General features: G+C 33.9%; 20 protein-coding genes and 1 tRNA gene. 11 read left to right on the top strand and 10 right to left on the bottom strand.

Features of this window, described 5'->3' with window-relative positions:
- Positions 1-41: 41 nt before the first annotated feature.
- The 6 genes from hemW (at position 42) to BXU01_RS21080 (ending at position 4,032) form a co-directional block, all read left to right on the top strand.
- On the top strand, positions 42-1,205 hold the full coding sequence (gene hemW / locus BXU01_RS21055; RefSeq protein ID WP_083695200.1) for a radical SAM family heme chaperone HemW: 1,164 nt from the start codon (positions 42-44) through the stop codon (positions 1,203-1,205).
- Between the two features lie 78 nt (positions 1,206-1,283).
- Entirely contained in the window at positions 1,284-2,078 is a 795-nt protein-coding gene (locus BXU01_RS21060; protein WP_083695203.1) for a cyclase family protein, read from the top strand.
- A gap of 41 nt (positions 2,079-2,119) precedes the next feature.
- Positions 2,120-2,518: a GNAT family N-acetyltransferase gene (locus BXU01_RS21065; RefSeq protein ID WP_083695206.1), complete on the top strand. Its 399-nt coding sequence runs from the start codon at positions 2,120-2,122 to the stop codon at positions 2,516-2,518.
- Positions 2,518-2,868, top strand: a complete 351-nt coding sequence (locus BXU01_RS21070) for a DUF4260 domain-containing protein (RefSeq protein WP_083695209.1) — start codon at positions 2,518-2,520, stop codon at positions 2,866-2,868. The genes BXU01_RS21065 and BXU01_RS21070 overlap by 1 nt, the downstream gene beginning before the upstream one ends.
- 8 nt (positions 2,869-2,876) lie before the next feature.
- Positions 2,877-3,248, top strand: a complete 372-nt coding sequence (locus tag BXU01_RS21075; protein WP_083695212.1) for an MmcQ/YjbR family DNA-binding protein — start codon at positions 2,877-2,879, stop codon at positions 3,246-3,248.
- Positions 3,249-3,330: 82 nt separating this feature from the next.
- On the top strand, positions 3,331-4,032 hold the full coding sequence (locus tag BXU01_RS21080) for a PH domain-containing protein (RefSeq protein WP_083695215.1): 702 nt from the start codon (positions 3,331-3,333) through the stop codon (positions 4,030-4,032).
- Positions 4,033-4,159: 127 nt separating this feature from the next.
- Here BXU01_RS21080 and BXU01_RS21085 read toward each other — a convergent pair whose 3' ends face one another.
- A complete protein-coding gene (locus BXU01_RS21085) occupies positions 4,160-5,260 on the bottom strand; it encodes a DUF4407 domain-containing protein (RefSeq protein WP_083695218.1) in 1,101 nt (366 codons plus the stop codon).
- A gap of 237 nt (positions 5,261-5,497) precedes the next feature.
- Between BXU01_RS21085 and BXU01_RS21090 the strand changes: the two genes are divergently transcribed.
- The gene (locus BXU01_RS21090; RefSeq protein ID WP_083695220.1) at positions 5,498-8,308 is read left to right on the top strand and encodes a TonB-dependent receptor; all 2,811 of its coding nucleotides are present in this window, start codon (positions 5,498-5,500) and stop codon (positions 8,306-8,308) included.
- A 74-nt stretch (positions 8,309-8,382) separates the two neighbouring features.
- Entirely contained in the window at positions 8,383-9,438 is a 1,056-nt protein-coding gene (locus BXU01_RS21095) for a phytase (protein ID WP_083695474.1), read from the top strand.
- Positions 9,439-9,570: 132 nt separating this feature from the next.
- Here BXU01_RS21095 and pckA read toward each other — a convergent pair whose 3' ends face one another.
- Positions 9,571-11,175: a phosphoenolpyruvate carboxykinase (ATP) gene (gene pckA / locus BXU01_RS21100; RefSeq protein WP_083695223.1), complete on the bottom strand. Its 1,605-nt coding sequence runs from the start codon at positions 11,173-11,175 to the stop codon at positions 9,571-9,573.
- 300 nt (positions 11,176-11,475) lie between these two features.
- Entirely contained in the window at positions 11,476-11,862 is a 387-nt protein-coding gene (locus tag BXU01_RS21105; RefSeq protein WP_083695226.1) for a DUF423 domain-containing protein, read from the bottom strand.
- 191 nt (positions 11,863-12,053) lie between these two features.
- On the opposite strand from BXU01_RS21105, the gene BXU01_RS21110 reads away from it, so the two are divergent.
- The gene (locus tag BXU01_RS21110) at positions 12,054-13,418 is read left to right on the top strand and encodes a saccharopine dehydrogenase family protein (RefSeq protein WP_083695229.1); all 1,365 of its coding nucleotides are present in this window, start codon (positions 12,054-12,056) and stop codon (positions 13,416-13,418) included.
- A gap of 199 nt (positions 13,419-13,617) precedes the next feature.
- Here the strand turns inward: BXU01_RS21110 and BXU01_RS21115 are convergent, their stop codons facing one another.
- The 4 genes from BXU01_RS21115 to BXU01_RS21130 form a co-directional block, all read right to left on the bottom strand.
- The gene (locus tag BXU01_RS21115) at positions 13,618-14,841 is read right to left on the bottom strand and encodes a M56 family metallopeptidase (RefSeq protein ID WP_083695231.1); all 1,224 of its coding nucleotides are present in this window, start codon (positions 14,839-14,841) and stop codon (positions 13,618-13,620) included.
- Complete coding sequence (locus BXU01_RS21120; protein ID WP_083695234.1) at positions 14,838-15,209, bottom strand: BlaI/MecI/CopY family transcriptional regulator; 372 nt, start codon at positions 15,207-15,209, stop codon at positions 14,838-14,840. Before BXU01_RS21120 ends, BXU01_RS21115 begins: the two co-directional genes overlap by 4 nt.
- Before the next feature lie 192 nt (positions 15,210-15,401).
- Entirely contained in the window at positions 15,402-15,824 is a 423-nt protein-coding gene (locus BXU01_RS21125; protein WP_255373817.1) for a hypothetical protein, read from the bottom strand.
- 795 nt (positions 15,825-16,619) lie between these two features.
- A complete protein-coding gene (locus tag BXU01_RS21130) occupies positions 16,620-18,008 on the bottom strand; it encodes a dipeptidase (protein ID WP_055097353.1) in 1,389 nt (462 codons plus the stop codon).
- Between the two features lie 109 nt (positions 18,009-18,117).
- Between BXU01_RS21130 and BXU01_RS21135 the strand changes: the two genes are divergently transcribed.
- Positions 18,118-18,199: transfer RNA gene (locus BXU01_RS21135), tRNA-Leu, on the top strand.
- A 190-nt stretch (positions 18,200-18,389) separates the two neighbouring features.
- Positions 18,390-18,875, top strand: coding sequence for a hypothetical protein (locus BXU01_RS21140; protein ID WP_083695237.1), 486 nt, complete (start codon positions 18,390-18,392; stop codon positions 18,873-18,875).
- Positions 18,876-19,308: 433 nt separating this feature from the next.
- Here the strand turns inward: BXU01_RS21140 and BXU01_RS21145 are convergent, their stop codons facing one another.
- The 3 genes from BXU01_RS21145 to BXU01_RS21155 all read right to left on the bottom strand — a co-directional run bounded on the left by BXU01_RS21145 (position 19,309) and on the right by BXU01_RS21155 (position 22,311).
- Positions 19,309-19,542, bottom strand: coding sequence for a hypothetical protein (locus BXU01_RS21145; protein ID WP_083695240.1), 234 nt, complete (start codon positions 19,540-19,542; stop codon positions 19,309-19,311).
- A 217-nt stretch (positions 19,543-19,759) separates the two neighbouring features.
- Entirely contained in the window at positions 19,760-20,419 is a 660-nt protein-coding gene (locus BXU01_RS21150; protein ID WP_083695243.1) for an HAD family phosphatase, read from the bottom strand.
- 308 nt (positions 20,420-20,727) lie between these two features.
- Positions 20,728-22,311: an MFS transporter gene (locus BXU01_RS21155; protein ID WP_083695246.1), complete on the bottom strand. Its 1,584-nt coding sequence runs from the start codon at positions 22,309-22,311 to the stop codon at positions 20,728-20,730.
- Position 22,312: the final 1 nt, after the last annotated feature.

Genomic DNA, 22,312 nt, shown 5'->3' on the forward strand with positions numbered 1-22,312 from the left:
ACTCAAAACTGCCACTGAAAACTGAGACTGAACACTATAAAATGAGCGGTATTTACATTCATATTCCTTTTTGCAAGCAGGCTTGCAACTATTGCGACTTTCACTTTTCTACTTCGATGAAAAAGAAAGACGAAATGGTTTTGGCCTTAGCCAAAGAAATTGCCATGCGCAAAAATGAGCTTCTCTCCCGAAGTTTCGGGAATGATCAAAGTGACAACCAAATTGAGACTATATATTTTGGAGGAGGAACTCCATCTGTTTTGACAAATGACGAAATAAACTTTTTAATTTCTGAAGTTTATAAAAATTATGATGTTGTCGAAAATCCGGAAATCACCCTCGAAGCCAATCCGGATGATTTATCTGCGGAAAGAATTTTAGAATTATCAAAAAGCCCGATAAATCGTTTAAGTATTGGGATTCAGTCTTTTTATGAAGATGATTTAAAGATGATGAATCGTGCTCATAATTCGGAAGAAGCCATAAAATGTTTACAAGAAGCGACTAAATACTTTGATAATATTTCCCTCGATTTAATTTATGGAATCCCGGGATTAACTGACGAAATGTGGAAGAAAAATATCGAAACAGCTTTATCTTTTGGTATTCCGCATATATCAAGTTATGCTCTAACAGTTGAACCAAAAACTGCTTTAAGAAAACTTATTGATACCGGAAAAATTGCTGAACCTCAAGACGAAGTCGCTTCGAATCATTTTATAATTTTGGTTGAAACGCTTCAACAAAATGATTTTATTCATTATGAATTATCGAATTTCGGGAAAGAAGGTTATTTCTCTAAAAACAATTCAGCTTATTGGTTAGGAAAAAAATATATCGGCATTGGTCCTTCGGCGCATAGTTATGATGGCGAAAAAAGAGGCTGGAATGTGGCAAATAATTCACTTTATCTAAAATCGATTCAGAACGACGAACTTCCAATCGAAACTGAAATCCTCACCATTTCTGATCGTTATAATGAATATATTATGACCGGATTACGAACCATTTGGGGTGTCTCTTTAGACAGAATCGAAAATGAATTTGGCTTAGAATATCTCAATTATCTTAAAAAACAAAGTCAAAAATTCTTAAATGATGAATTGCTTTTCATCGAAAACAATATCCTAAAACCAACCCTAAAAGGAAAATTTTTAACAGATGGAATTGCAAGTGATCTCTTTTACTTAAATTTGGAAGAATAAAATTAGCCACGAAGGCACAAAGACGCAAATTATTTAAACTTTGTGACTTAGCGTCTTTGCGGCATAAAACCCAAATTTGTGCTAGCTAAAATCAACAACTTCGAAATAGACTTATCAAAACCCATTGATATTTCGATTCCGTTAACGAATACAGATGAAAATCCGATTGCCTGGTATATCGAAAAACCGGTTATTGAACCTGTCATTTTTGGCGATTGGATCGGGAAAGTTTCTGAAGGAAAATCATCTACTAATTTCAATAATATCTTCTTCAATCCGCATGGACACGGAACGCACACAGAATGCTTGGGACATATTACTAATGATTTTTACAGCATCAATCAATCTTTGAAACAGTTTTTCTTTTATGCAAAATTGATTACGGTTGAACCTGAAAAAATTGGGGATGATTTAGTGATTACGAAAGAAAGTATTTCGACTTCGCTCAATGTGACAAGTGGTTCAACTCCGCTCAGTGGGAAATCTTTGGAAGCAATTATTATCAGAACACTTCCAAACCAAAAAGATAAAAAGTCAAGAAAATACTCTAATACAAATCCGCCTTATTTGTCTGAAGAAGCAGCTATTTTCATCCGTGAAAACAAAATTCAGCATTTATTGATCGATTTACCAAGTGTAGATAAGGAACATGATGAAGGTAAATTATTAGCGCATAAAGCATTTTGGAATGTAAAAGATACGGTTAATCTAAACGCTGATGCCAGATTAAATGCAACAATTACAGAAATGATTTATGTTCCGGACGAAATTCAAGATGGCGATTATATACTAAATTTACAAATCGCTTCGTTTGAAAACGACGCAAGTCCCAGTAAACCAATATTATACAAAATTGTAGATTTTATAGGGTAGATTTTAGATTTACTGAATACTTAAAACTGAGACTGAATACTATGATTAACGTTTCTACAGATAAAAATAAACTTGACGTTCCTTTTATACAAAACTTTTTAAAAGACATTTATTGGGCCGCGGGAAGAACTATACAAGAAGTTCAAATTACAATTGATGCTTCGGTTTGTTTTGGAATTTACCTGAACGAAAAACAAATTGGCTTTGCCAGAGTAATAACTGATTATGTAGTTTTTGGTTACGTGATGGATGTTTTTATTACTGAAGAACATCGTGGTAAAGGATATTCGTCTATTTTAATTGAAAATATGATGAATGAACCCATTCTTAAAAATATTCAAATATGGAGATTGGCGACAACTGATGCACATTTTTTATATCGTAAATTTGGTTTTACAGAATTGGAATATCCTGAAAAATTAATGGAGAAAAAACTATAATGAAAACAATTATCAAACTCGAAGAATTAGCCTTATTTATTCTCGGTATCTATTTATTCAATCGTTTAAATTTTGATTGGTGGTGGTTTCCAGTTTTAATTTTGGCACCGGATTTATCCATGTTGGGATATTTATTTGGCAATAAAAGCGGTGCTTTTTTTTATAACGTCTTTCATCATAAAGCAATTGCACTTTTTATTTATGCTTTCGGATGTTATTTAAGTATTGAAAGTATTCAATTAGCCGGAATTATTCTATTTTCACATTCGGCAATGGATCGAATTTTTGGTTACGGTTTAAAATATGAAAAAGGTTTTAAATACACTCATTTAGGTGAAATTGGTAAATAGAAAATAATATGAATCTAGAAACGTTTTACGAATATTGTCTTTCTAAAAAAGGCGCCAGCGAACATTTTCCTTTTGATGAAGACACATTGGTTTTTAAAGTTGGTGGAAAAATGTTTGCTTTATCTTCCTTATCTCAGTGGGAAAAAAACGAACCTTCGGTAAATTTAAAATGTGATCCTGAGCGTGCACAAGAATTAAGAGCCGAATATGACGAGATAAAACCAGGCTTTCATATGAGCAAAGTACATTGGAACACCATTGATTTAAAAGGGAATTTGTCGACTGCTTTTGTAAAAGAACTGATCGATCATTCGTATGAATTGGTTTTCAAAAGTTTGACAAAGAAAATTCAAAATGAAATTATTGAATTAGAGAATTAGGCATTACATTTGCAACGTAAGAAAAAAACTTAGCCCCGAAGTATCGGGATAGTTACTAGATAACTTAGCAACTTATACAACCATGAAAGAACAATTTAAAAAATTTCTGAACGAAGAACAAGATCCAAAAGCGATTGAAAAAATCACTTCGAAACTCAATGATTTATTGATGAAAAACGAAGAAATTGGTTATATAGCGGTTCAAAAAAAACCAGCAATAACTGTTTTTCCAGATAGCATAATCCTGACCAATAAACGTATTATTATCTGCAAGCCTAAAAATTTAGGTCTTTCAATGGATTTTACAGATTATACGTGGGATGATATTACAAGTACTTTTGTAAAAGAGAATATTTTGGGTTCTGAATTTTCTTTTGGAACTACAACTGACCTGACTATTTCTATAGATTATATTCCGAAAACGCAGGCAAGAAAAATTTATACGTATGCTAAAGAACAATTAGATTTAATTAAAAATCCTATTGTTGCCGAAACTCCAATTGTAGAAACTGCGCCAATTATTGAAGAAGAAGATGAGGAAGTTGAAGAAGTTGAAACTGAAGAAGTAACGAGTTATGCTGAAATATTACCGGCAACAACTCCTTACGAAACTTATGAGCCAATTCAGCCAACACAACCTGCAAGCGGAGATCGTAAATTAAGTGAACTATCTAAAGAAGAACTTTTTGATAAATTACAGAATTACAAAAAATTACTTGATAACGGATTAATCATGCAAGGTGAATATGATGCTTACAAAAAAGAAATATTGAGTTACATGTAAGTCTTAAAGTCGAAAGTCATAAAGTCTTAAAATTTTCGTTGACAAAATAAAAAAGCCAGAATAGAATTTTCTATTTCTGGCTTTATCATTTCTATTCTTTTTGACTTTCGACCTTCGGCTTTAAGACTTAAAGAGTCGCTTTTTGTTTTTCTACAAAACTATGTGCCTGAAGTTCTAATAATTCTGTTGCTTTCTTGCGTTGTAAATCATATAGACTTCTATCTTCGGCAATATCTGCATATACTTTATCGTGCATTTGAGCACTGGTTTTCACCAATAATTCGCGTTGATATTTGTTCTGGGTTAAAGTTGCCTTCATCGCCGTTTCGGCTTCTTCCTGCTTAAAATCAAATTCACCTTTTGGTGCTAAAAGTTTTGCAATAATAGGAGAAGTTTCTATAGCCAGAAATAATAACATGATAAAAAATGAAGGCAGCCAGGGCAATTTATCTAATGCATTTATACGTGCCATCAATCCGTCAAAACCTTCAATAATTGGTTGTGTCTGTGATACTTTTTTATCTAAATCGGCTTGCAATTGTTTGCCGGTTTTTTCTTTCTCAGCAATTTTTGCTTCGTTCGTTGTTTTTAAAATTGCCAATTCTTGTAAAGAGGCATCATGTTTTTCCCGTTTCTCTTTATAAACCGGACCTTTTCCCAGTTTTTTAGTTCCGGCAGTTCCTTCGGCTTCTGTAATATAAGTAGAATAAAGAGCATTTACTTCTTTTTCTTTCTTTAGAATATCACTTTTTAATGAGGCAATTTCCGCTTTATTTTTATCTAAATCTGATTTGAAATAATTACCAACTTGCTTTTTATTGGCTAATTCCATTTCGTTTTTCTCTTTCAATAAAACGGTATTGATTTCTTTTTCGAAAATTTTAATCTCCAAAGGCTTAGAAATAACGATGGCAATAATAACTGCCAATATAATTCGAGGTGTCGCTTGTATGAATTCGTCAAAAAAACGATCTCTTTTTTTAATTGTAGAAACGATAAACCGGTCCAGATTAAAAATAAGTAAACTCCATACAAACCCAAAAATTAAAGCTGGATAAATAGAGTCAAAAACAGTAAAAAGAGCATAAGCACTGGCAAGAAAAGCCATAACTGCGGTAAAAAAAACGGTAGCACCAATACCTACATATTTGGTTTGTTCGCCTTCTGAGCAGCCTTCGAGTAAATCCCGATCTGCCCCGGAACATACGATAAAAAATTGTTTTAACATGATTGATGATTTTTGATTGTGATTGATAGGGCAAATTTAGCGCCAAAAATTTAATTCTGAGGTAAATAGTTGATTTGTTTTTAGTTGCGGACTATAAAAATTATTCTTTCATTAAATGTTATTTAAACATTAATCAATTCTAAATATGTAAGAGGAATCATAACACTATGTTAATTTTTTCTAACGCCTTTAATAACATTAAGGTTCTAGTTTCGCAGGAAATCAAATTAAAACACAATGAAAAAAATTTATTTAGTAGTAACATTCATGCTATTAGCCTTTTCAGGTTATGCCCAAAAAGCCATAATCTCAGGAAAAGTATTAGATATAGACGACAAACTTCCTTTGCCGGGAGCGATGATTCAAATTGTAGGTGAAAATAAGTACACAGTTTCAGATTACAATGGTCGTTTTGAATTACTTAATATTAATGTTGGAACTTATAAAGTAGAAGTAAAATATATAGGATATACTGCCATAACTCATGAAATTACTGTTGAGCAAGGCAAAAACAATGTACTTGATTTTAGCCTTAAAACTTCAGGAACAGAGCTGAACGAAGTAGTTGTTGGGGACATCTTAAAAGGTCAGGCAAAAGCATTGAATCAACAAAAAAACAGTAAAAATATTGGAAATATAATTTCATCGGATCAAATGGGTCGTTTTCCTGATGCCAATGTTGGAGACGCCTTAAAACGTGTTCCGGGTATTACGATGCAAAACGATCAGGGTGAAGCGCGTAACATTATTATTAGAGGTTTGGCTCCATCTTTAAACTCGGTTACTTTAAATGGAGACAGAATTCCGTCTGCAGAGGGAGATAATAGAAACGTACAAATGGATTTGATTCCGTCTGATATGATTTCTACTATCGAAGTTAATAAAACCTTAACTTCAGACATGGATGCAGATGCAATTGGAGGCTCTGTAAATTTAGTTACAAGGGCAACTCCAAATGGCGAAAGAATCTCTGCAACTCTTGCAGGTGGTTATATGCCAATTCGTGAGCATGCTACATATACTGCAGGTTTAGTTTACGGAAATCGCTTTTTAGACAATAAACTGGGCGCTGTTTTTAGCGGATCTTATAATAATGTAGATTATGGATCTGATAATATCGAAAATGAATGGGTAAAAGACGAGTTTGGAAATGAATATCTACAAGCTTCAGAAATTAGAAAATATGATGTACAGCGTATTCGTCGCAGCGGATCTGTAGCTTTAGATTATAAATTTGATGAGAATAACACGATTTTTGCCAATGCTATTTATAATTGGAGAGACGATCGAGAAAACCGTTTCAGAACAACTTATGACGATATTGAACCTATTTATAATGGGGAACAAATTACAGGTTTTGAAGGTCGTGTAAAACGTCAGACAAAAGGCGGAGTCGATAATAATCGTAATAAAAACAGACGATTAGAAGATCAGCGTGTTCAAAATTATTCTATTCGAGGAGAACATTTAATCAACTCTAAACTAGATTTAGACTGGTCTGCAAATTATGCAAAAGCCAGAGAATATCGTCCGCAGGAACGTTACATCGAATACCGTCAGAAAGGTTTGGAAATGACTGAAGATTTATCTGATATCAGATTTCCTTTGATGACAACAGTTGGAGAAGCTACAGATGAATTCAAATTTCAAACAGTTACTGAAAATACAGATGAAACCAGCGAAAGTGAATTTGGAGCAAAAGTTAATATCCGTTTCCCTTTTACGATTATTCCATCTCAAAAAGGAAGATTAAGAACCGGGCTTAGACTTCGATTAAAAGAAAAAGAAAGAAATAACAACTTCTATTCGTACGAGCCAATCAACGATGGAATGGAATTATTGTCAGAAGTTCCAAACAGTTATTATGACGGAAAGAACTTTAATCCGGGAAGTAAATATGTTCCGGGAAGTTTTGCTTCGGCAAGCTTTTTAGGAAGTCTAGATTTAAATAATGCCGCATTATTTGATAAATCATCAGATCCGGCAGAATTTTTAGCTGTGAATTATAATGCTAAAGAAAGAATCTCTGCTGCTTATGTAAGATGGGATCAGGATTTTAACGACAAACTTTCTATGGTTTTGGGTTTTCGTGTAGAAAATACTCATATTGATTACACTGGAAATCGTGTTTTAGATGAAGAAGAATTAGAAAGCGAGATCAATACGACAAATTCATACACTAATTTGCTGCCAAGTATTTCGTTTCAATATAATGCTACAAAAGATTTAGTTTTAAGAGCTGCTGTTACAACCGCTTTAGCAAGACCTAACTATTATGCATTGGCTCCTTACGTAAATAATATTGCTGCCGATAAAGAAATTACAGCCGGAAATCCGGATCTTGACGCAACATACTCTTACAATTATGATTTTATGGCCGAGAATTATTTCAAATCCGTAGGTTTAATTTCTGGAGGAGTTTTCTACAAAAAATTAGATAATTTTATTTATAATTATAGCGACAATCAATATACTGCTGCAAAATTTGCTGCTGATTTCCCAAATCAGGCAAACCCGATTCCTACTGGAGAAAACTGGTCATTTTTGCAATCAAGAAACGGAGATACGGTTGATGTTTATGGTTTTGAAGTTGCGTTTCAACGTCAGTTAGATTTTCTTCCTGGAAAATTCCTGAAAGGATTTGGCATCTATTTGAACTATACGTACACTAAATCTAAAGCAAAAGGAATTGCTGACGAAGACGGAAACGAAAGAAACAATATTAGTCTTCCCGGAACAACTCCACATATGTTCAACGGATCTTTGTCTTGGGAAAACAAACGTTTTTCTGCGAGAATTTCTACCAATTTCACTTCAGATTATTTAGACGAATTAGGTTCAGAATCTTATAAAGACAGTTACTACGACAAGCAGTTTTTCTTAGATGCAAATGCGTCTTTCAAAATCACACCTAAACTTCGCCTTTTTGCCGAAGCTAACAACTTAACTAACCAGCCTTTACGCTACTACCAAGGAGTTGAGGCGCATACCAAACAAGCAGAGTACTATCAGGCCAGATACAATTTTGGTTTGAAACTTGACTTGTAATAATCAATTTATAAAATGCTTAAATTAGGCAGAACTTAGCGGTTCTGTCTAATTTTATTAAAATGAAATTCGTAATGAAAAATAAAACTATAATAGCTTTTTTACTTTTAAACACTTTATTTATAGCTTGTAAAGATGACAAACTAGCTCCTATTGCAGCAAATGCAGTAAAACCAACTGTTGTTACTCAAGCTTTGCCTCACGATACAGATGATCCTTCGATCTGGATTCACCCAACAGATGCGTCTAAAAGTATTGTCGTAGGAACAGATAAAGATACAGACGGCGCTTTGTATGCTTTTGATTTAAAGGGAAAAATCGTTGCAAAATCTGAGGTTTTAAAACGCCCGAACAATGTTGATATCGCTTACGGTTTGGTAATCGACGGGAAAAAAGTTGATGTTGCCGTAACAACAGAACGCGAGTCTAATAAAATAAGAGTTTTTAGTTTACCAGATTTAAAAGCAATTGACAACGGCGGAATCGCTGTATTTGAAGGTGAAGAATTACGCGACCCAATGGGAATTGCATTGTATACCAGAAAAAGCGATAATAAAATCTTTGCCATTGTAGGTAGAAAATCAGGACCATCAGGAAGCTATTTATGGCAATATGAACTTTCCGGAAACGGGAAATTTGCTACTGCAAAAGTGGTTAGAAAATTCGGTGCTTATAGTGGGAAAAAAGAAATCGAAGCTATAGCGGTTGACAACGAATTAGGAACTGTTTTATATTGCGACGAACAATTTGGAATCAGAAAATACAAAGCCGATCCTGCTTTAAACGATAATAAGGAATTAGCTATTTTTGGAAAAACAGGCTTTAAAGCCGATAATGAAGGAATTGCGATTTATAAAAAAACAGATTCTACGGGATATATTTTAGTATCAAACCAGCAAGCAAATACTTTTATGGTATACCCAAGAGAAGGTGCAAAAGGAAATCCGAACGATTATCCTTTATTGGCAGAAATTCCAACTTCGACTATTGAATGTGATGGTGCTGATGCCACAAGTATAAACTTAGGAGGAAGTTTCAAAAACGGACTCTTCGTAGCCATGAGCAACGGAATGACGTTTCATTATTATGCCTGGGATTTAATCCAGAAGCGTATCGATGATAAGAAATAAGTTTTCAGTCGCAGTCGCAGTTTTCAGTTTCTTAACTGAGACTGAACACTGAGACTGAGACTGAAAACTGATATATACAAAAAAGCTGTTCATCACTGAACAGCTTTTTTTAGTTTGAATTAGTAATCTTCCTTATTCTGTAATAGGTGCGCCGGCTAAAATTTCAGCATTGGCAAACTCTTCAAATTTGGCGAAATTAGCTTTAAATTTCTGTGCCAATTCAATTGCTTTTTTATCGTATAACTCAGGATCTTCCCAAGTATTTCTAGGATTTAAAATTTCAGATGGAACATTCGGGCAAGATTGTGGTTTTGCGATTCCAAATACTGCATGATTTTTATATTCTACATCATCCAGTTCTCCGTTTAATGCAGCGGTAATCATAGCACGAGTATATTTTAGTTTCATACGCGTTCCTGTTCCGTATTCTCCGCCTGTCCAACCTGTGTTGATCAACCAGACTTTTACATCTGCATCTTTCATTTTCTTGGTTAGCATTTCAGCATAACGTGTTGGGTGTAATGGCATAAATGGTGCTCCAAAACAAGCTGAGAAATTAGGTTGTGGTTCTGTAACTCCGGCTTCTGTTCCGGCAACTTTAGCTGTATATCCTGAGATAAAATGGTAAGCCGCCTGACCTGGAGTTAATCTTGAAATTGGAGGCAAAATTCCGAAAGAATCTGCCGTCAAGAAAAATATATTTTTAGGATTATGACCTATAGATCCCGGTTGAATATTATCGATATGTGTTATTGGGTAACTTACACGTGTATTTTGTGTGATAGAAACATCATCATAATCCACCTCATTTGTTCCTTCTTTGAAAACCACATTTTCTAAAAGCGCTCCTTTTTTGATTGCTCTAAAAATGTCCGGTTCATTTTCTTCTGTTAGGTTAATTACTTTTGCATAGCAACCACCTTCAAAGTTAAAAACCGTATTTTCTCCTGTCCAGCCGTGTTCATCGTCTCCAATTAATTTACGTGCAGGATCTGCAGATAAAGTAGTTTTTCCGGTTCCTGATAATCCAAAGAAAATAGCAGTATCTCCAGCTTCACCAACATTGGCACTGCAATGCATTGGTAAAGTATTTTCGAAAACTGGTAAAATGAAGTTTAAAGCAGAGAAAATCCCTTTTTTCATTTCTCCTGTATAACCTGTTCCGCCAATAAGTGCTACTTTTTTAGTAAAATCCAAAATAGCAAAATTAGACTGACGTGTTCCGTCTACAGCAGGATCTGCCATAAAACTTGGAGCACAAATTACGGTCCATTCCGGAGTAAAGTTAGCTAACTCTGACTCTTCCGGTCTTAAGAACATATTATAACAAAACAAATTAGACCAGGCAGTTTCTGTAACTACACGAACATTTAATCTGTAATTTGCATCAGAACAAACATAAGAATCACGTACAAAAACTTCTTTATTTGATAAAAACTGAGTGACCTTATTGTATAATTTCTCAAAAGCAGCCGGTTCAAAAGGAATATTTACTTTTCCCCACCAAACCTGATCTTCAGTAATAGTATCTTTTACAATATAACGATCCTGAGGGGAACGTCCTGTAAACTCACCTGTATTAATTGCCAATGCGCCTGTAGAGTTCTCAACACCTTGGCCTGATTGCAAAGTAATCGCATGCAATTCATCAGCAGATAATTGGTAGCGAACTTTTGCATTTTCAATTCCTAGTTCATTTAGCGAAATCGATTGCGTGAAAACGGTGTGACTGTCCATAAATTTTTAGTTGTGTGTGATATTTAATAAGAAACAAAATTACAGATTTATTATTAATCCATTAAAAAAAACTAAATTTTACTTTTATTTATATCAATAAGGTAAAATTTGATCTTAAAAATCAATAAAATAAAAAAATAACTGCTTCCAATTTGTTTTCTTATAATCTTATAAATGAATTTGTTATATTTTTTACCCATTAAAGCAAAAAACAAGATAAATTCACATAAATAAGATTATATGTTATTTATGTGACAAAATTAAAGATTAATTTTTAGATAGAATTTTTTATTCGGGATTTTATGATTTTCTCCTCAAAATCGTAACAAATAATGCTGCCCAGGCAATAATTAATAAAAAACCTCCCAAAGGTGTTGCGAATACGATAATTTTAAAATCGAAAACTGTAAGACTTTTTATCGCTAATAAATAGATCGAACCACTAAAAAGAAGAACACCGGCAACAACTAAATTATAGATTGTTTTTACAGTCTTTTCAGCAATATCTTTTCTGGTCGAAAGAAAAAGCAAAAACAAGGCATGATACATTTGATAACGAACTCCAACTTCAAAGGTATTTAACTCTTCTACAGATAAATATTTTTTAAGTAAATGTGCGCCAAAAGCGCCTAAAATGATCGCTATCATTCCCATCAAAGCTCCTGCTAAAACAATTTTTCTTTTCATATTTTCTATACTTTTATTCTTCAACAAAAATACTTCAATACATTTAAAAAAGCATTTTAGTTTTAAAAAATCTTTTCCGGAAAAAGAAATCTGTTGTGATTTGGCTCAAAAATAAAAAATAACGCATTTTTACAAAATTAAAATTGTTACATATTTAACAATTTAATATATTTGTGTTATATATTTAAAACATGAGAAGCATTTTAATCATTGGAGCCGGAAGATCTGCATCGTCGCTGATACGTTATTTATTAGCAAAATCAGAAACCGAAGACCTTCATCTTGTTGTAGCGGACTTATCATTGGCTTTAGCCGAAAAAAAGACACAAGGCCATCCCAATGCAACTCCAATTGCTTTGAATATTTTTGAAACAGAAGAAAGAAAATCAGCAATCGAAAAAGCATCAATTGTAATCTCGATGCTTCCTGCGCATTTGCATATAGAAATTGCCAAAGATTGTCTTGAATTTAAAAAACACCTGGTAACGGCTTCGTATGTAAGCGACGCGATGCAGGCACTTGATGAAGAAGCAAAGAAAAACAATCTTATTTTCATGAACGAAATTGGTCTTGATCCTGGAATTGATCATATGAGTGCCATGAAAGTAATTGATGAAATTAGAGAAAAAGGCGGTAATATGTTGCTTTTTGAATCCTTTTGCGGCGGATTAGTAGCTCCGGAATGTGATAACAATTTATGGAATTACAAATTTACATGGGCACCAAGAAACGTTGTTCTTGCTGGACAAGGCGGCGCAGCAAAATTTATTCAGGAAGGCACTTATAAATACATACCATACGGAACTGTGTTTCGCAGAACGGAATTTTTAGAAGTCGAAGGTTACGGAAAATTCGAAGCCTATTCTAATCGGGATTCGCTTAAATACAGATCGATTTATGGGTTAGATGATATCCTAACCTTATATCGCGGAACGATTAGAAGAGTTGGGTATTCGAAAGCATGGAATATGTTTGTGCAATTAGGCATGACAGATGACAGCTATATTATGGAAGGTTCTGAAAACATGAGTTACAGAGAATTCGTAAATTCATTTTTACCATATCACCCAACAGATTCTGTAGAAATTAAAACGAGATTGATCTTAAAAATAGATCAGGACGATATTATGTGGGATAAACTTCTGGAACTGGATTTGTTTAATCCAGACAAAAAAGTGAATTTACCCAATGCAACTCCGGCACAAATATTAGAAAAAATATTATCCGACAGCTGGACTCTCGAACCCAACGATAAAGACATGATTGTGATGTATCATAAATTTGGATACGAACTGGATGGCAAAAAACGACAAATTGACTCAAAAATGGTTTGTATTGGCGACGATCAAACTTATACTGCAATGGCAAAAACGGTTGGATTACCGGTTGCAATGGCAACATTATTAATCTTAAACCGCAAAATTACAACTCCTGGCGTACAGCTTCCTATAAAAAAAGAAGTATATCTGCCTATTTTAAAAGAGTTAGAAGAATACGGGGTGATTTTCAACGAACAAAATATGCCCTATTTTGGATATAATCCAGACTTATTTTAAGACTTGGATTTGTTAGTTTTTAGAATTTTTTTTTTAGTTTTTTAATTTATCCGCTTCATGAAAACTGAAGCGGATTTTTTTTATTAAAAGTTAGGAAAGTGCAAAATTTAAAAGATGTTTTAAATAAGTTCAGATATTTATGTCTCAAAAGAAATCTCTGAACCTCTGTCACTTTGAAACTTTGAACCTTCAAAAAAACCTATTTCTGGGCCTGAAACGTAATTGGCAAGCTGTACATCACTCGAACAGTTTTTCCTTTTTGAGTAGCGGCGGTCCATTTAGGAGAAAGTTTTAAAACGCGAATAGCCTCATCGCCTATTCCGTAACCCGGATCTTTTAGTGTTACGATATCTGATAAACTTCCATCTTTTTCGATGACAAATTGTAAATATGCTTTTCCTTCTATCTTGTTTTTCCCAACCGCTGTGGGCATTTTAAAATTTGTACCAATAAATTTATAGAACTCATTCATACCGCCCGGAAATTCAGGTAATTTTTCGACATCCTCTAATACATAAAGATCTTTTTCTTTTACATCAGCTTTGTTAGATGCTTTTTGAGCCATTGTTTTTGTACTAAAAACACACAATAGTAAAGCATAAACTACACTTACAGAAAATACTTTTAAAACAATTTTAATCGGAGATTCTTTTTTAGTCATCATAAGTAAACGTTTTTTAGTTATTAAATAATTGATATTACTAGCCAAAGCAATTGTATTTTTATTTGTCGCAAAATCTAATAGTAGAGTTTGATAATTCTTAACAGAACCAAACTGTTTGTTTACAGCTTCGTCAGCCAAAAATTCGTGATTGAGTTTGATTGCTTTTTTATAAAACAAAAGCAACGGATTAAACCAAAAAACAATTTGCAGAACCTCGATAAAAAGAATATCCAAAGTGTGTTTTTGCTGCAAATGTGCTTTTTCGTGCGCAATTAATTCTGATGGAATTTTGCCGCTTTCGAATGCCTTTTTATGAATAAAAATAGATCTCCAAAACGAATGCGGTAAAATAGCTTCGTCGATTAAAACTATTTTTTCTCCTTTTATAAATTGTACTTCATTCGTTTTTATTTTATTATAAAAAGAATATAAACTAAATGTAAATCGGGTTGTTAGCAACAAAACTCCCAGAGCATAAACAACAGCAGTTAAAATCATTAGAAAATCATTCAATGAAATGGCTTCCAGATTTTTACTGTTTTTTTGAATCACCAGTTCGTTCAATTGAACTAATCCTATTCTACTTGACAAAGCAGATTGAAACGAAATTATTTGTAGTGGAATTACAAAGCTAAAAACCAAACTCAACAACAAATAAGCACGATTAAAACGAAACATTTTCTCGTTTTCCAGCCACAATTTATATACTGCATAAAAAATTAAAAGCAGTATTCCTGATTTTAAAAGATAGAGTATCATTTTTTCTTTTTTTGAATTTCTGAATCAATTATTTTTCTAAGTTCTTCTAATTCTGAAGTTGACAAATTGGTTTCTTTCGTAAAAAAAGAAGCAAATTGTGATGCCGAATTATTGAAAAAACTACTGATTAATCCGTTTACGTGTTTCGAGAAATAAACCGTCTTTTCGACCAAAGGATAATATTCTCTCGAATTTCCGAATTCGTTATAGGCTACGAATTTCTTATCGATCATTCGTTTCAAAAGCGTTGCAACGGTTGTTGTTGCCGGTTTTGGCTCGGGATAGGCTTCGAGTAAATCTTTCATAAAAGCTTTTTCAAGCCTCCAAAGATGCTCCATTAATTGTTCTTCTGAGTTTGATAGTTGCATGTTTTTTTTTAAGTTTCTAAGTTACTAAGGTTCTGAGTTGCTAAGTTGCTGAGTTTTTTTTGCCACAGATTAGAATGATTAAAATGATTTTTTTTGATGATTACAATTATTCTTTATTCTTTATTCTTTATTCTTTATTCTTTATTCTTTATTCTTTATTCTTTATTCTTTATTCTAAAAAAAACCTGTGGTCTATTCTATCGCTTTTTCTGAAATTAATTCTCCATTCTTATAGTTCTTGATTTCTGTTAGTTTTCCTTTATCGGAGTAAAATTTCCAGACTCCAAAATAAAACCAATGTGTTTCGACGGCATCGACTTCGATTTTTGTCTTTCCTTTTGATTGTAGTTTTCCGTTTTCATAATAATATTTTACGATGCAGATTCCGTTTTTGTATTTTTCGGTTTTATAGATTTTTCCGTTAATGTAGGATTTCCACTTTTTTATGGGTTGATCGCTTTTGTAATATTCGAATGATTTATATGTCGTACTATCTTGTTTGTAATTATCAATCCAAAGACCTCCTTTCTTTTTATCAATCTTTTGATTGATCGGTTTGCTTTTACAACCAAAAAGCATCATTCCGCAAAAAAATAACAAAAGAAGGTTTTTCATATTTCCTGAATTAACTCTACAATTATAGATGTTGCTCTACAAATGTAGAGTTATTTTTTTAATAAGCAAAAAAAAGTTACTAAGATTCTAAGTTGCTAAGGTTCTGAGGGTTCTTTTTTTTAGGTTCAAAGGTGCAGAGATGCAAAGCGACAAAGGTTTTGAATAGGCACCAGCTTTAGCTGGGGTTTAGAATAAATGAGAAGGAAATGGCTTTAGCCGATTTTTTTTAGGCTCAAAGGCGCAGAGATGCAAAGCATCAAAGGTTTTCAATAGGCTCCAGCTTTAGCTGGGGTTTAGAATAAATGAGAAGGAAATGGCTTTAGCCGATTTTTTTAGGCTCAAAGGCGCAGAGATGCAAAGCATCAAAGGTTTTCAATAGGCTCCAGCTTTAGCTGGGGTTTAGAATAAATGCGAAGGAAATGGCTTTAGCCGAATAAATACGCTTATAAAAGATTAAAGAATTCGGCTAAAGCCAATTACTCTTTTCACAAAAAACTCCAGCTGAAGCTGGAGGCTATTCAATTCTGATGCGAAAAACCTTTGTCCCTTTGAGCCTTTGTTCCTTTGAACCTCTTTTAAGCGTTAGGGATAGAGGCGGTATCTCCCGATTTAGAAAAACAAGGCTTTTTAGCCGTAGTTTTTGTTAATTGGAAATATAGCTGAAAGCCCGTCCGCCGCGGCGGAAACGCCCAAAAACATATTAAATTCCATAAAAAAATCCGCTTACTCTAAAAGAATAAACGGATTGTATTTTTATACCTAACAGGTTTTAAAAACCTGTTAGGATAATAGAATTTACTTAGAAAGCTCTACAAAATATTTGTAAAACAAAGGAATAGTTTCGATTCCTTTTAAGAAATTAAAGATTCCGAAATGTTCGTTTGGCGAGTGAATTGCATCGCTGTCTAAACCGAAGCCCATAAGGATGGTTTTGCTTTTTAATTCTTTTTCGAACAACGCTACAATTGGAATACTTCCGCCTGAACGAACCGGAATCGCAGGAACTCCAAAAGTCTCTGTGTAAGCTTTGTTTGCTGCCTGATATCCAACGCTGTCAATTGGGGTAACATAACCTTGCCCACCGTGATGTGGCGTAACTTTTACGGTAACTCCAGACGGTGCAATGCTTGTGAAATGTTTAGTAAAAAGCTCTGTGATTTCATGCCAATCCTGATTAGGAACCAAACGCATTGAGATTTTAGCAAATGCTTTGCTCGCAATAACAGTTTTTGCTCCTTCGCCTTGATATCCGCCCCAGATTCCGTTTACGTCTAATGTTGGACGAATCGAGTTGCGCTCGTTGGTAACATATCCTTTTTCGCCATAAACGTCGTTTAGGTCTAAGGCTTTTTTATATTTTTCTAAGCTAAAAGGCGCTTTTGCCATTTCAGCTCTTTCTTCAAGAGATAATTCCTGTACGTTGTCGTAGAAACCAGGAATGGTAATATGATTGTCTTCGTCATGTAAAGAAGCGATCATTTTTGCCAAAACATTAATTGGGTTCGCCACTGCTCCACCGTATAATCCTGAATGCAAATCACGATTTGGTCCGGTAACTTCGACCTCTACATAACTCAAACCACGCAAACCTGTCGTAATCGACGGTTGTTGATTAGAGATCATTCCGGTATCTGAAATTAAGATTACGTCGTTTTTTAGTTTCTCTTGATTACGTTCTACGAACCAAGCCAAACTTGCAGAACCTACTTCTTCTTCGCCTTCGATCATGAATTTTACGTTACATGGCAAAGTATTGGTTTGCACCATAAGCTCCAAAGCTTTTACGTGCATGTACATTTGTCCTTTGTCATCGCAGGCTCCACGGGCAAAAATTGCGCCTTCTGGGTGAATTTCGGTTTTTTTAATTACGGGTTCGAATGGTGGCGATGTCCATAATTCGATAGGATCTGGTGGTTGAACATCATAATGTCCGTAAACTAGAACTGTAGGTAAATTTGGGTCGATTATTTTCTCTCCATAAATGATTGGATAGCCCGGAGTATCGCAAATTTCGACAAAATCACAGCCTGCTTTTGTTAAACTTTCCTTAACAGCCTCTGCAGTATCGATCACATCTTGCGAATATGCAGTGTCGGCACTTACCGACGGAATTTTCAATAATTCGATCAATTCGTTGATAAACCGATCTTTATGTTGTTGAACGTAAGACTTAATATTTTCCATTTCAATTATTTTTATAGAAATTCAAAAATACGAAAAAGAGAATTAATATTTTTTTTGAAAAAATGTTTTGAAATCTAGAAGTTATGTTTATCTTTGCACCCACAATTGAGCGGATATGGTGAAATTGGTAGACATGCCAGACTTAGGATCTGGTGCCGCAAGGCGTGTAGGTTCGAGTCCTATTATCCGCACTGAAAAAGCTTCTGAGAAATCAGAAGCTTTTTTGTTTTTAAACTATTTCTATTTTTTGTTGCTAAAATTGTTGATAAACAGATTACAACAATACCTCTTTTGACTTTTCTATTTTTAATTTTGAATAACATTTTCTAACTGAAATGCGATTTATTTTTTTAAGATAACAAATAGTAAACGGAACAAAAAATGACATTAAAAAACAAACTTATCCCAATCAGCTTAATTTTAGCCATAATGATTTTTGTCTCTTGTCAAAGAAACAATCTCAACAATAATCCATCTCAGGCAAAAAATACAAAAATTAATAAACGAGAATTCTCTATTGATACTTTTTCTACCTTCCCTCCTGAAATTAATGGCTGTTCCTGTTACTTTTCTAATGATTCTATCGAATTTAAAAAAGGAGGATATATCTATATAGAGGATTTTGAAGGAACCTCTTTTTTAAAAATAAATGGTACACTAACTAAGTTCATACTAACTGATGCAAAAGAAATTGATTCTTTGACTACTTTATCTAAATACAAAAGCAAAAGTTTAAACATGACGCTTGAAATAAAAGACGGAAAACAAAGTGGCGATGAAACTTCTTTAAAAACTGGAAAAATTACAATTACAGATAAAAAAGGAAAAATAATTACAAAAACATTTTATGGAGAGTGCGGCTGTTAACGACTGAATAATCTATTATCTCCTATTTTCAACATTCTAAATTATAACTTCTTAGACGGATTAAAATCCATCTCTACAATATATTTCGTTCTTCCGGAACTCTTTATAAAATCCCGGAGGAATGATTTATTTTATAACTAGGGATTTCAATCCCTTGAAGTGCAACGTAACCCCAATATTGTCAAACCCGACAGGTTTTAAAAACCTGTCGGGTTTAGAATATGCATCGTTGTCGAGCTTCTTGCGAAGAATGGATTAAAATCCATCCCTACAATTTGTTTCGTTCCTCCGGAACTCTTTATAAAATTCCGGAGGAATGATTTATTTTGTAGCTAGGGATTTCAATCCCTTGAAGCGCAATGTAACCCCAATATTGTCAAACCCGACAGGTTTTAAAAACCTGTCGGGTTTAGAACTAAGCGAAACCTCTTTTCTATTCAACATCCAAATAAGGATCTAAAACTTCGGCTAGTTTATTGAGCCAATAAAAATTATCTTCAATATTATTCGCTTCAGATTCTACCGTTTCGCATCCTCGCATTAAAGACAAGGCAAGAACATAATTTACTTGACGTATTTTCCTCGCCAGATCTTTAGAATCAATAACTGTAATAAAAAAATCTCGTAGTCTTGCTTCAACTTCTTTTAAATGGTTTTCTGTACTCATAATTTTAAGGTTTAAAAAGTAAAAGTCCTTAGAACTTATTTTCATCTAAACCCATATATGCGTTCAACTCTAATTATTATTTTCTTATAAAAAACAATTTTCAGCTAAAGCCTTTCCTTCAAAACAAAACAAAAAAAACCTCCAGTTAAAACTGAAGGCTATTCAAATTAGTTCCTTTATTTAAATGAACTTATATCACTTATATGATTTAAAAATTTTAGCTATTTAATAACTCCAAAACTTTATCGACATTTACTTCGCTATAATCATTGATATAAAAACTACATGGCGGAAGCTGTTCTTTTGTATGTGTACTCAAAACACCTACGACTTTCATTCCTGCATTTAATCCTGCTGTAACGCCCGAGAATGAATCTTCGAAAACAATACAATCAGATGGAGAAACTCCAACACGCTTTGCAGATTTTAGATATACTTCGGGGTTTGGTTTATGAAAAGTTACGTCTTCGCTTGACATCATAGAATCCATTTTGTCCTGGAATTGCAACGCTCCCATAATCAAATCAAGATTAGCGCGTGGTGCGGATGTTGCCACAGCGGTTTTAAAGCCTCGCGATTTTAGTTCGGCTAAAAAGTCGAGATAATGCGGAATGGTTTCGACTTTGTCTTTATAAATCTCACGAAACATTCCTTCTTTTTCGTCTTCTAGTTTTATGAGTTCTTCTCCCGCAATAGGACGTTTGAAGAAATGAGTCATAATATAACCATTGTGTTTTCCGTACATATGTTCTTCAAACTCTTGTTCTGAATGAGGAATTTGATATTTATCGAAAAATGCTTCGAAAGCTTTTGCATGATGCGGATTGGTGTGACAAATCACGCCATCCATATCAAAAATAACACATTGCTGCTTCATTATATTTTGTTTTTTAACGATTGCAAGATACTTATTTTCTGTGGAGTTTTTTTATAGAATCTCGCAAAGTCCCAGTCCCGAGGCTTCGGGAGCAAAGATTTTGTTTCACGCAGATTTAAAAAAGATCTAAGCCGATAAACGTAGATAATTATTAAAATTAAATCTGCTCAATCTGCCAAATCTGCGAGAGTAAAAATCCTTAAAACATTATTAATCTGTATCTTTAAAATAAAAAACTTTGCTCCCGAAGCCTCGGGACTGCGACTTTGCGCGATTAACCATTAACCTGAAACCTGAAACAAAAACCTTTACCCAATCCAAATCTTACTTTTAACCAAAGTCATTGTTTCTCTCAAATGCTGATTACACGCAATAAGAATAATCAAAACTACAAGACCGTAACCTACGATGGTATAAATTTCCATATCGGCCAATAAAGTGGATTGTTTGGTGATGGTTCCAAAAAGTTTTTTGAGCGCCAAAGTATTTGCATTATCTGCCGAATATCCTTTTGCCATAAAACTCTGCGCTGTTGAAGCGATTGTTTGCTGCGCTTCGGGATTATCTCCGGTTACAAATTGGCTAAGTTTCAGAAAGTGTTTTTTATTCAAAAAAACCATCGCATTCTGCATCACACAAAATCCAATTGTACTTCCCCAAAAACGCCCCGAAACTCCAACAATTCCCGAAGAAACCGCCATTTTTGCAGGAACAGATGATGTGGTAAATAATATTAACGGCACGAATAAAAACCCGACTCCAATGCCTTGTAAAACATACGGAATGATAATATCTGACAATGCAACATCTGGCACAAAAAGAAAGGTAAACCAGAAATGAAAAAGCGCAATTAGCGAAAAACCAATGATAAAAATGATTTTCGTAGAAACGGATTTCATCAGAAAAAAAGCGGCTAAAATCAATCCAATTACATTTCCTAATCCGTTAATATATTGCACGCCCGCAACTCGCGATGGATCCCAATTCCAAATCGAAAACATCGCCGAATGACAAAGACTCAACGTTGCTCTACTGATATAAAAAAGGAAAAACAACAAGAATCCTATTCGCAGATTGGCATATTTAAAAACTTCAAAATCAAAAGTGGGTCTTTTTACCAAACGCTCTTTAAATATGAATAAACCTCCGGTTATTAAAGCAATCATCAACATTATAACCATTTGAGAAGATTCGAACCAGTATTTTTTTTCGGCATAAACAAAAAAGTAAGCGCCGCAAAGAATTGCTGTCAAAACCAAAATATAACTAATCCAGTCGATTTGATACAACGGAATTTTCTTTGTGATTCTATGTCCGCGGAAAGTCACCAAGATCAAAAAGACATTCAAAACCTGAAGTCCGCCTGAAACATACAACATGTATTTCCAATCGTAATGATCCAGAAACCAAACCGCAATATTCATAATAAACGGCGTCGACAATAACAGTGAACCGTAATAAAAAGAGAAACCAATTATTATAGCATTTTTAGAATGAAACTGCTCGATCAATAATTGTCTAATTGTGATTACCGGAAGCGCCATCAAGATTCCCTCGGCAACTCTGAGCAATAAAAAAAGATAGAAATTGGTAATATACGCCGATGAAATAATCGTAATTCCGATTAAGGAATAAACCGCCATCAGGTAATTTTTTGCCGGAAAAAAACTCGAAAATCTACTTTCGATCAAGATTGTTGCCAGCAAAGTTCCGTAAGTTACGCACATTGCAAACTGCAAATCTTCGGGCTCAATGTCCAGAAAACTCGCTGCATAAGTTACGTTTGAAGTATAAACTCCCAATAAAATCATGGAATGCAGCAAACAGACAAACAAAATAATAATGATTGCCCATTTGGGAACCCAGGATTTAAAAATACTTTTATCTTCCATT

Source organism: [Flexibacter] sp. ATCC 35103, from assembly GCF_001975985.1.
Lineage (GTDB): Bacteria > Bacteroidota > Bacteroidia > Flavobacteriales > Flavobacteriaceae > Flavobacterium.

What these genes read in the sequence shown, in the direction of transcription:
- hemW (WP_083695200.1), top strand. Translation starts at nt 42, where the DNA reads ATGAGCGGTATTTACATTCATATTCCTTTTTGCAAGCAGGCTTGCAAC.
- BXU01_RS21065 (WP_083695206.1), top strand. Translation starts at nt 2,120, where the DNA reads ATGATTAACGTTTCTACAGATAAAAATAAACTTGACGTTCCTTTTATA.
- BXU01_RS21070 (WP_083695209.1), top strand. Translation starts at nt 2,518, where the DNA reads ATGAAAACAATTATCAAACTCGAAGAATTAGCCTTATTTATTCTCGGT.
- BXU01_RS21075 (WP_083695212.1), top strand. Translation starts at nt 2,877, where the DNA reads ATGAATCTAGAAACGTTTTACGAATATTGTCTTTCTAAAAAAGGCGCC.
- BXU01_RS21080 (WP_083695215.1), top strand. Translation starts at nt 3,331, where the DNA reads ATGAAAGAACAATTTAAAAAATTTCTGAACGAAGAACAAGATCCAAAA.
- BXU01_RS21085 (WP_083695218.1), bottom strand. Translation starts at nt 5,260, where the DNA reads ATGTTAAAACAATTTTTTATCGTATGTTCCGGGGCAGATCGGGATTTA.
- BXU01_RS21090 (WP_083695220.1), top strand. Translation starts at nt 5,498, where the DNA reads ATGAAAAAAATTTATTTAGTAGTAACATTCATGCTATTAGCCTTTTCA.
- BXU01_RS21095 (WP_083695474.1), top strand. Translation starts at nt 8,383, where the DNA reads ATGAAAAATAAAACTATAATAGCTTTTTTACTTTTAAACACTTTATTT.
- pckA (WP_083695223.1), bottom strand. Translation starts at nt 11,175, where the DNA reads ATGGACAGTCACACCGTTTTCACGCAATCGATTTCGCTAAATGAACTA.
- BXU01_RS21105 (WP_083695226.1), bottom strand. Translation starts at nt 11,862, where the DNA reads ATGAAAAGAAAAATTGTTTTAGCAGGAGCTTTGATGGGAATGATAGCG.
- BXU01_RS21110 (WP_083695229.1), top strand. Translation starts at nt 12,054, where the DNA reads ATGAGAAGCATTTTAATCATTGGAGCCGGAAGATCTGCATCGTCGCTG.
- BXU01_RS21115 (WP_083695231.1), bottom strand. Translation starts at nt 14,841, where the DNA reads ATGATACTCTATCTTTTAAAATCAGGAATACTGCTTTTAATTTTTTAT.
- BXU01_RS21120 (WP_083695234.1), bottom strand. Translation starts at nt 15,209, where the DNA reads ATGCAACTATCAAACTCAGAAGAACAATTAATGGAGCATCTTTGGAGG.
- BXU01_RS21125 (WP_255373817.1), bottom strand. Translation starts at nt 15,824, where the DNA reads ATGAAAAACCTTCTTTTGTTATTTTTTTGCGGAATGATGCTTTTTGGT.
- BXU01_RS21130 (WP_055097353.1), bottom strand. Translation starts at nt 18,008, where the DNA reads ATGGAAAATATTAAGTCTTACGTTCAACAACATAAAGATCGGTTTATC.
- BXU01_RS21140 (WP_083695237.1), top strand. Translation starts at nt 18,390, where the DNA reads ATGACATTAAAAAACAAACTTATCCCAATCAGCTTAATTTTAGCCATA.
- BXU01_RS21145 (WP_083695240.1), bottom strand. Translation starts at nt 19,542, where the DNA reads ATGAGTACAGAAAACCATTTAAAAGAAGTTGAAGCAAGACTACGAGAT.
- BXU01_RS21150 (WP_083695243.1), bottom strand. Translation starts at nt 20,419, where the DNA reads ATGAAGCAGCAATGTGTTATTTTTGATATGGATGGCGTGATTTGTCAC.
- BXU01_RS21155 (WP_083695246.1), bottom strand. Translation starts at nt 22,311, where the DNA reads ATGGAAGATAAAAGTATTTTTAAATCCTGGGTTCCCAAATGGGCAATC.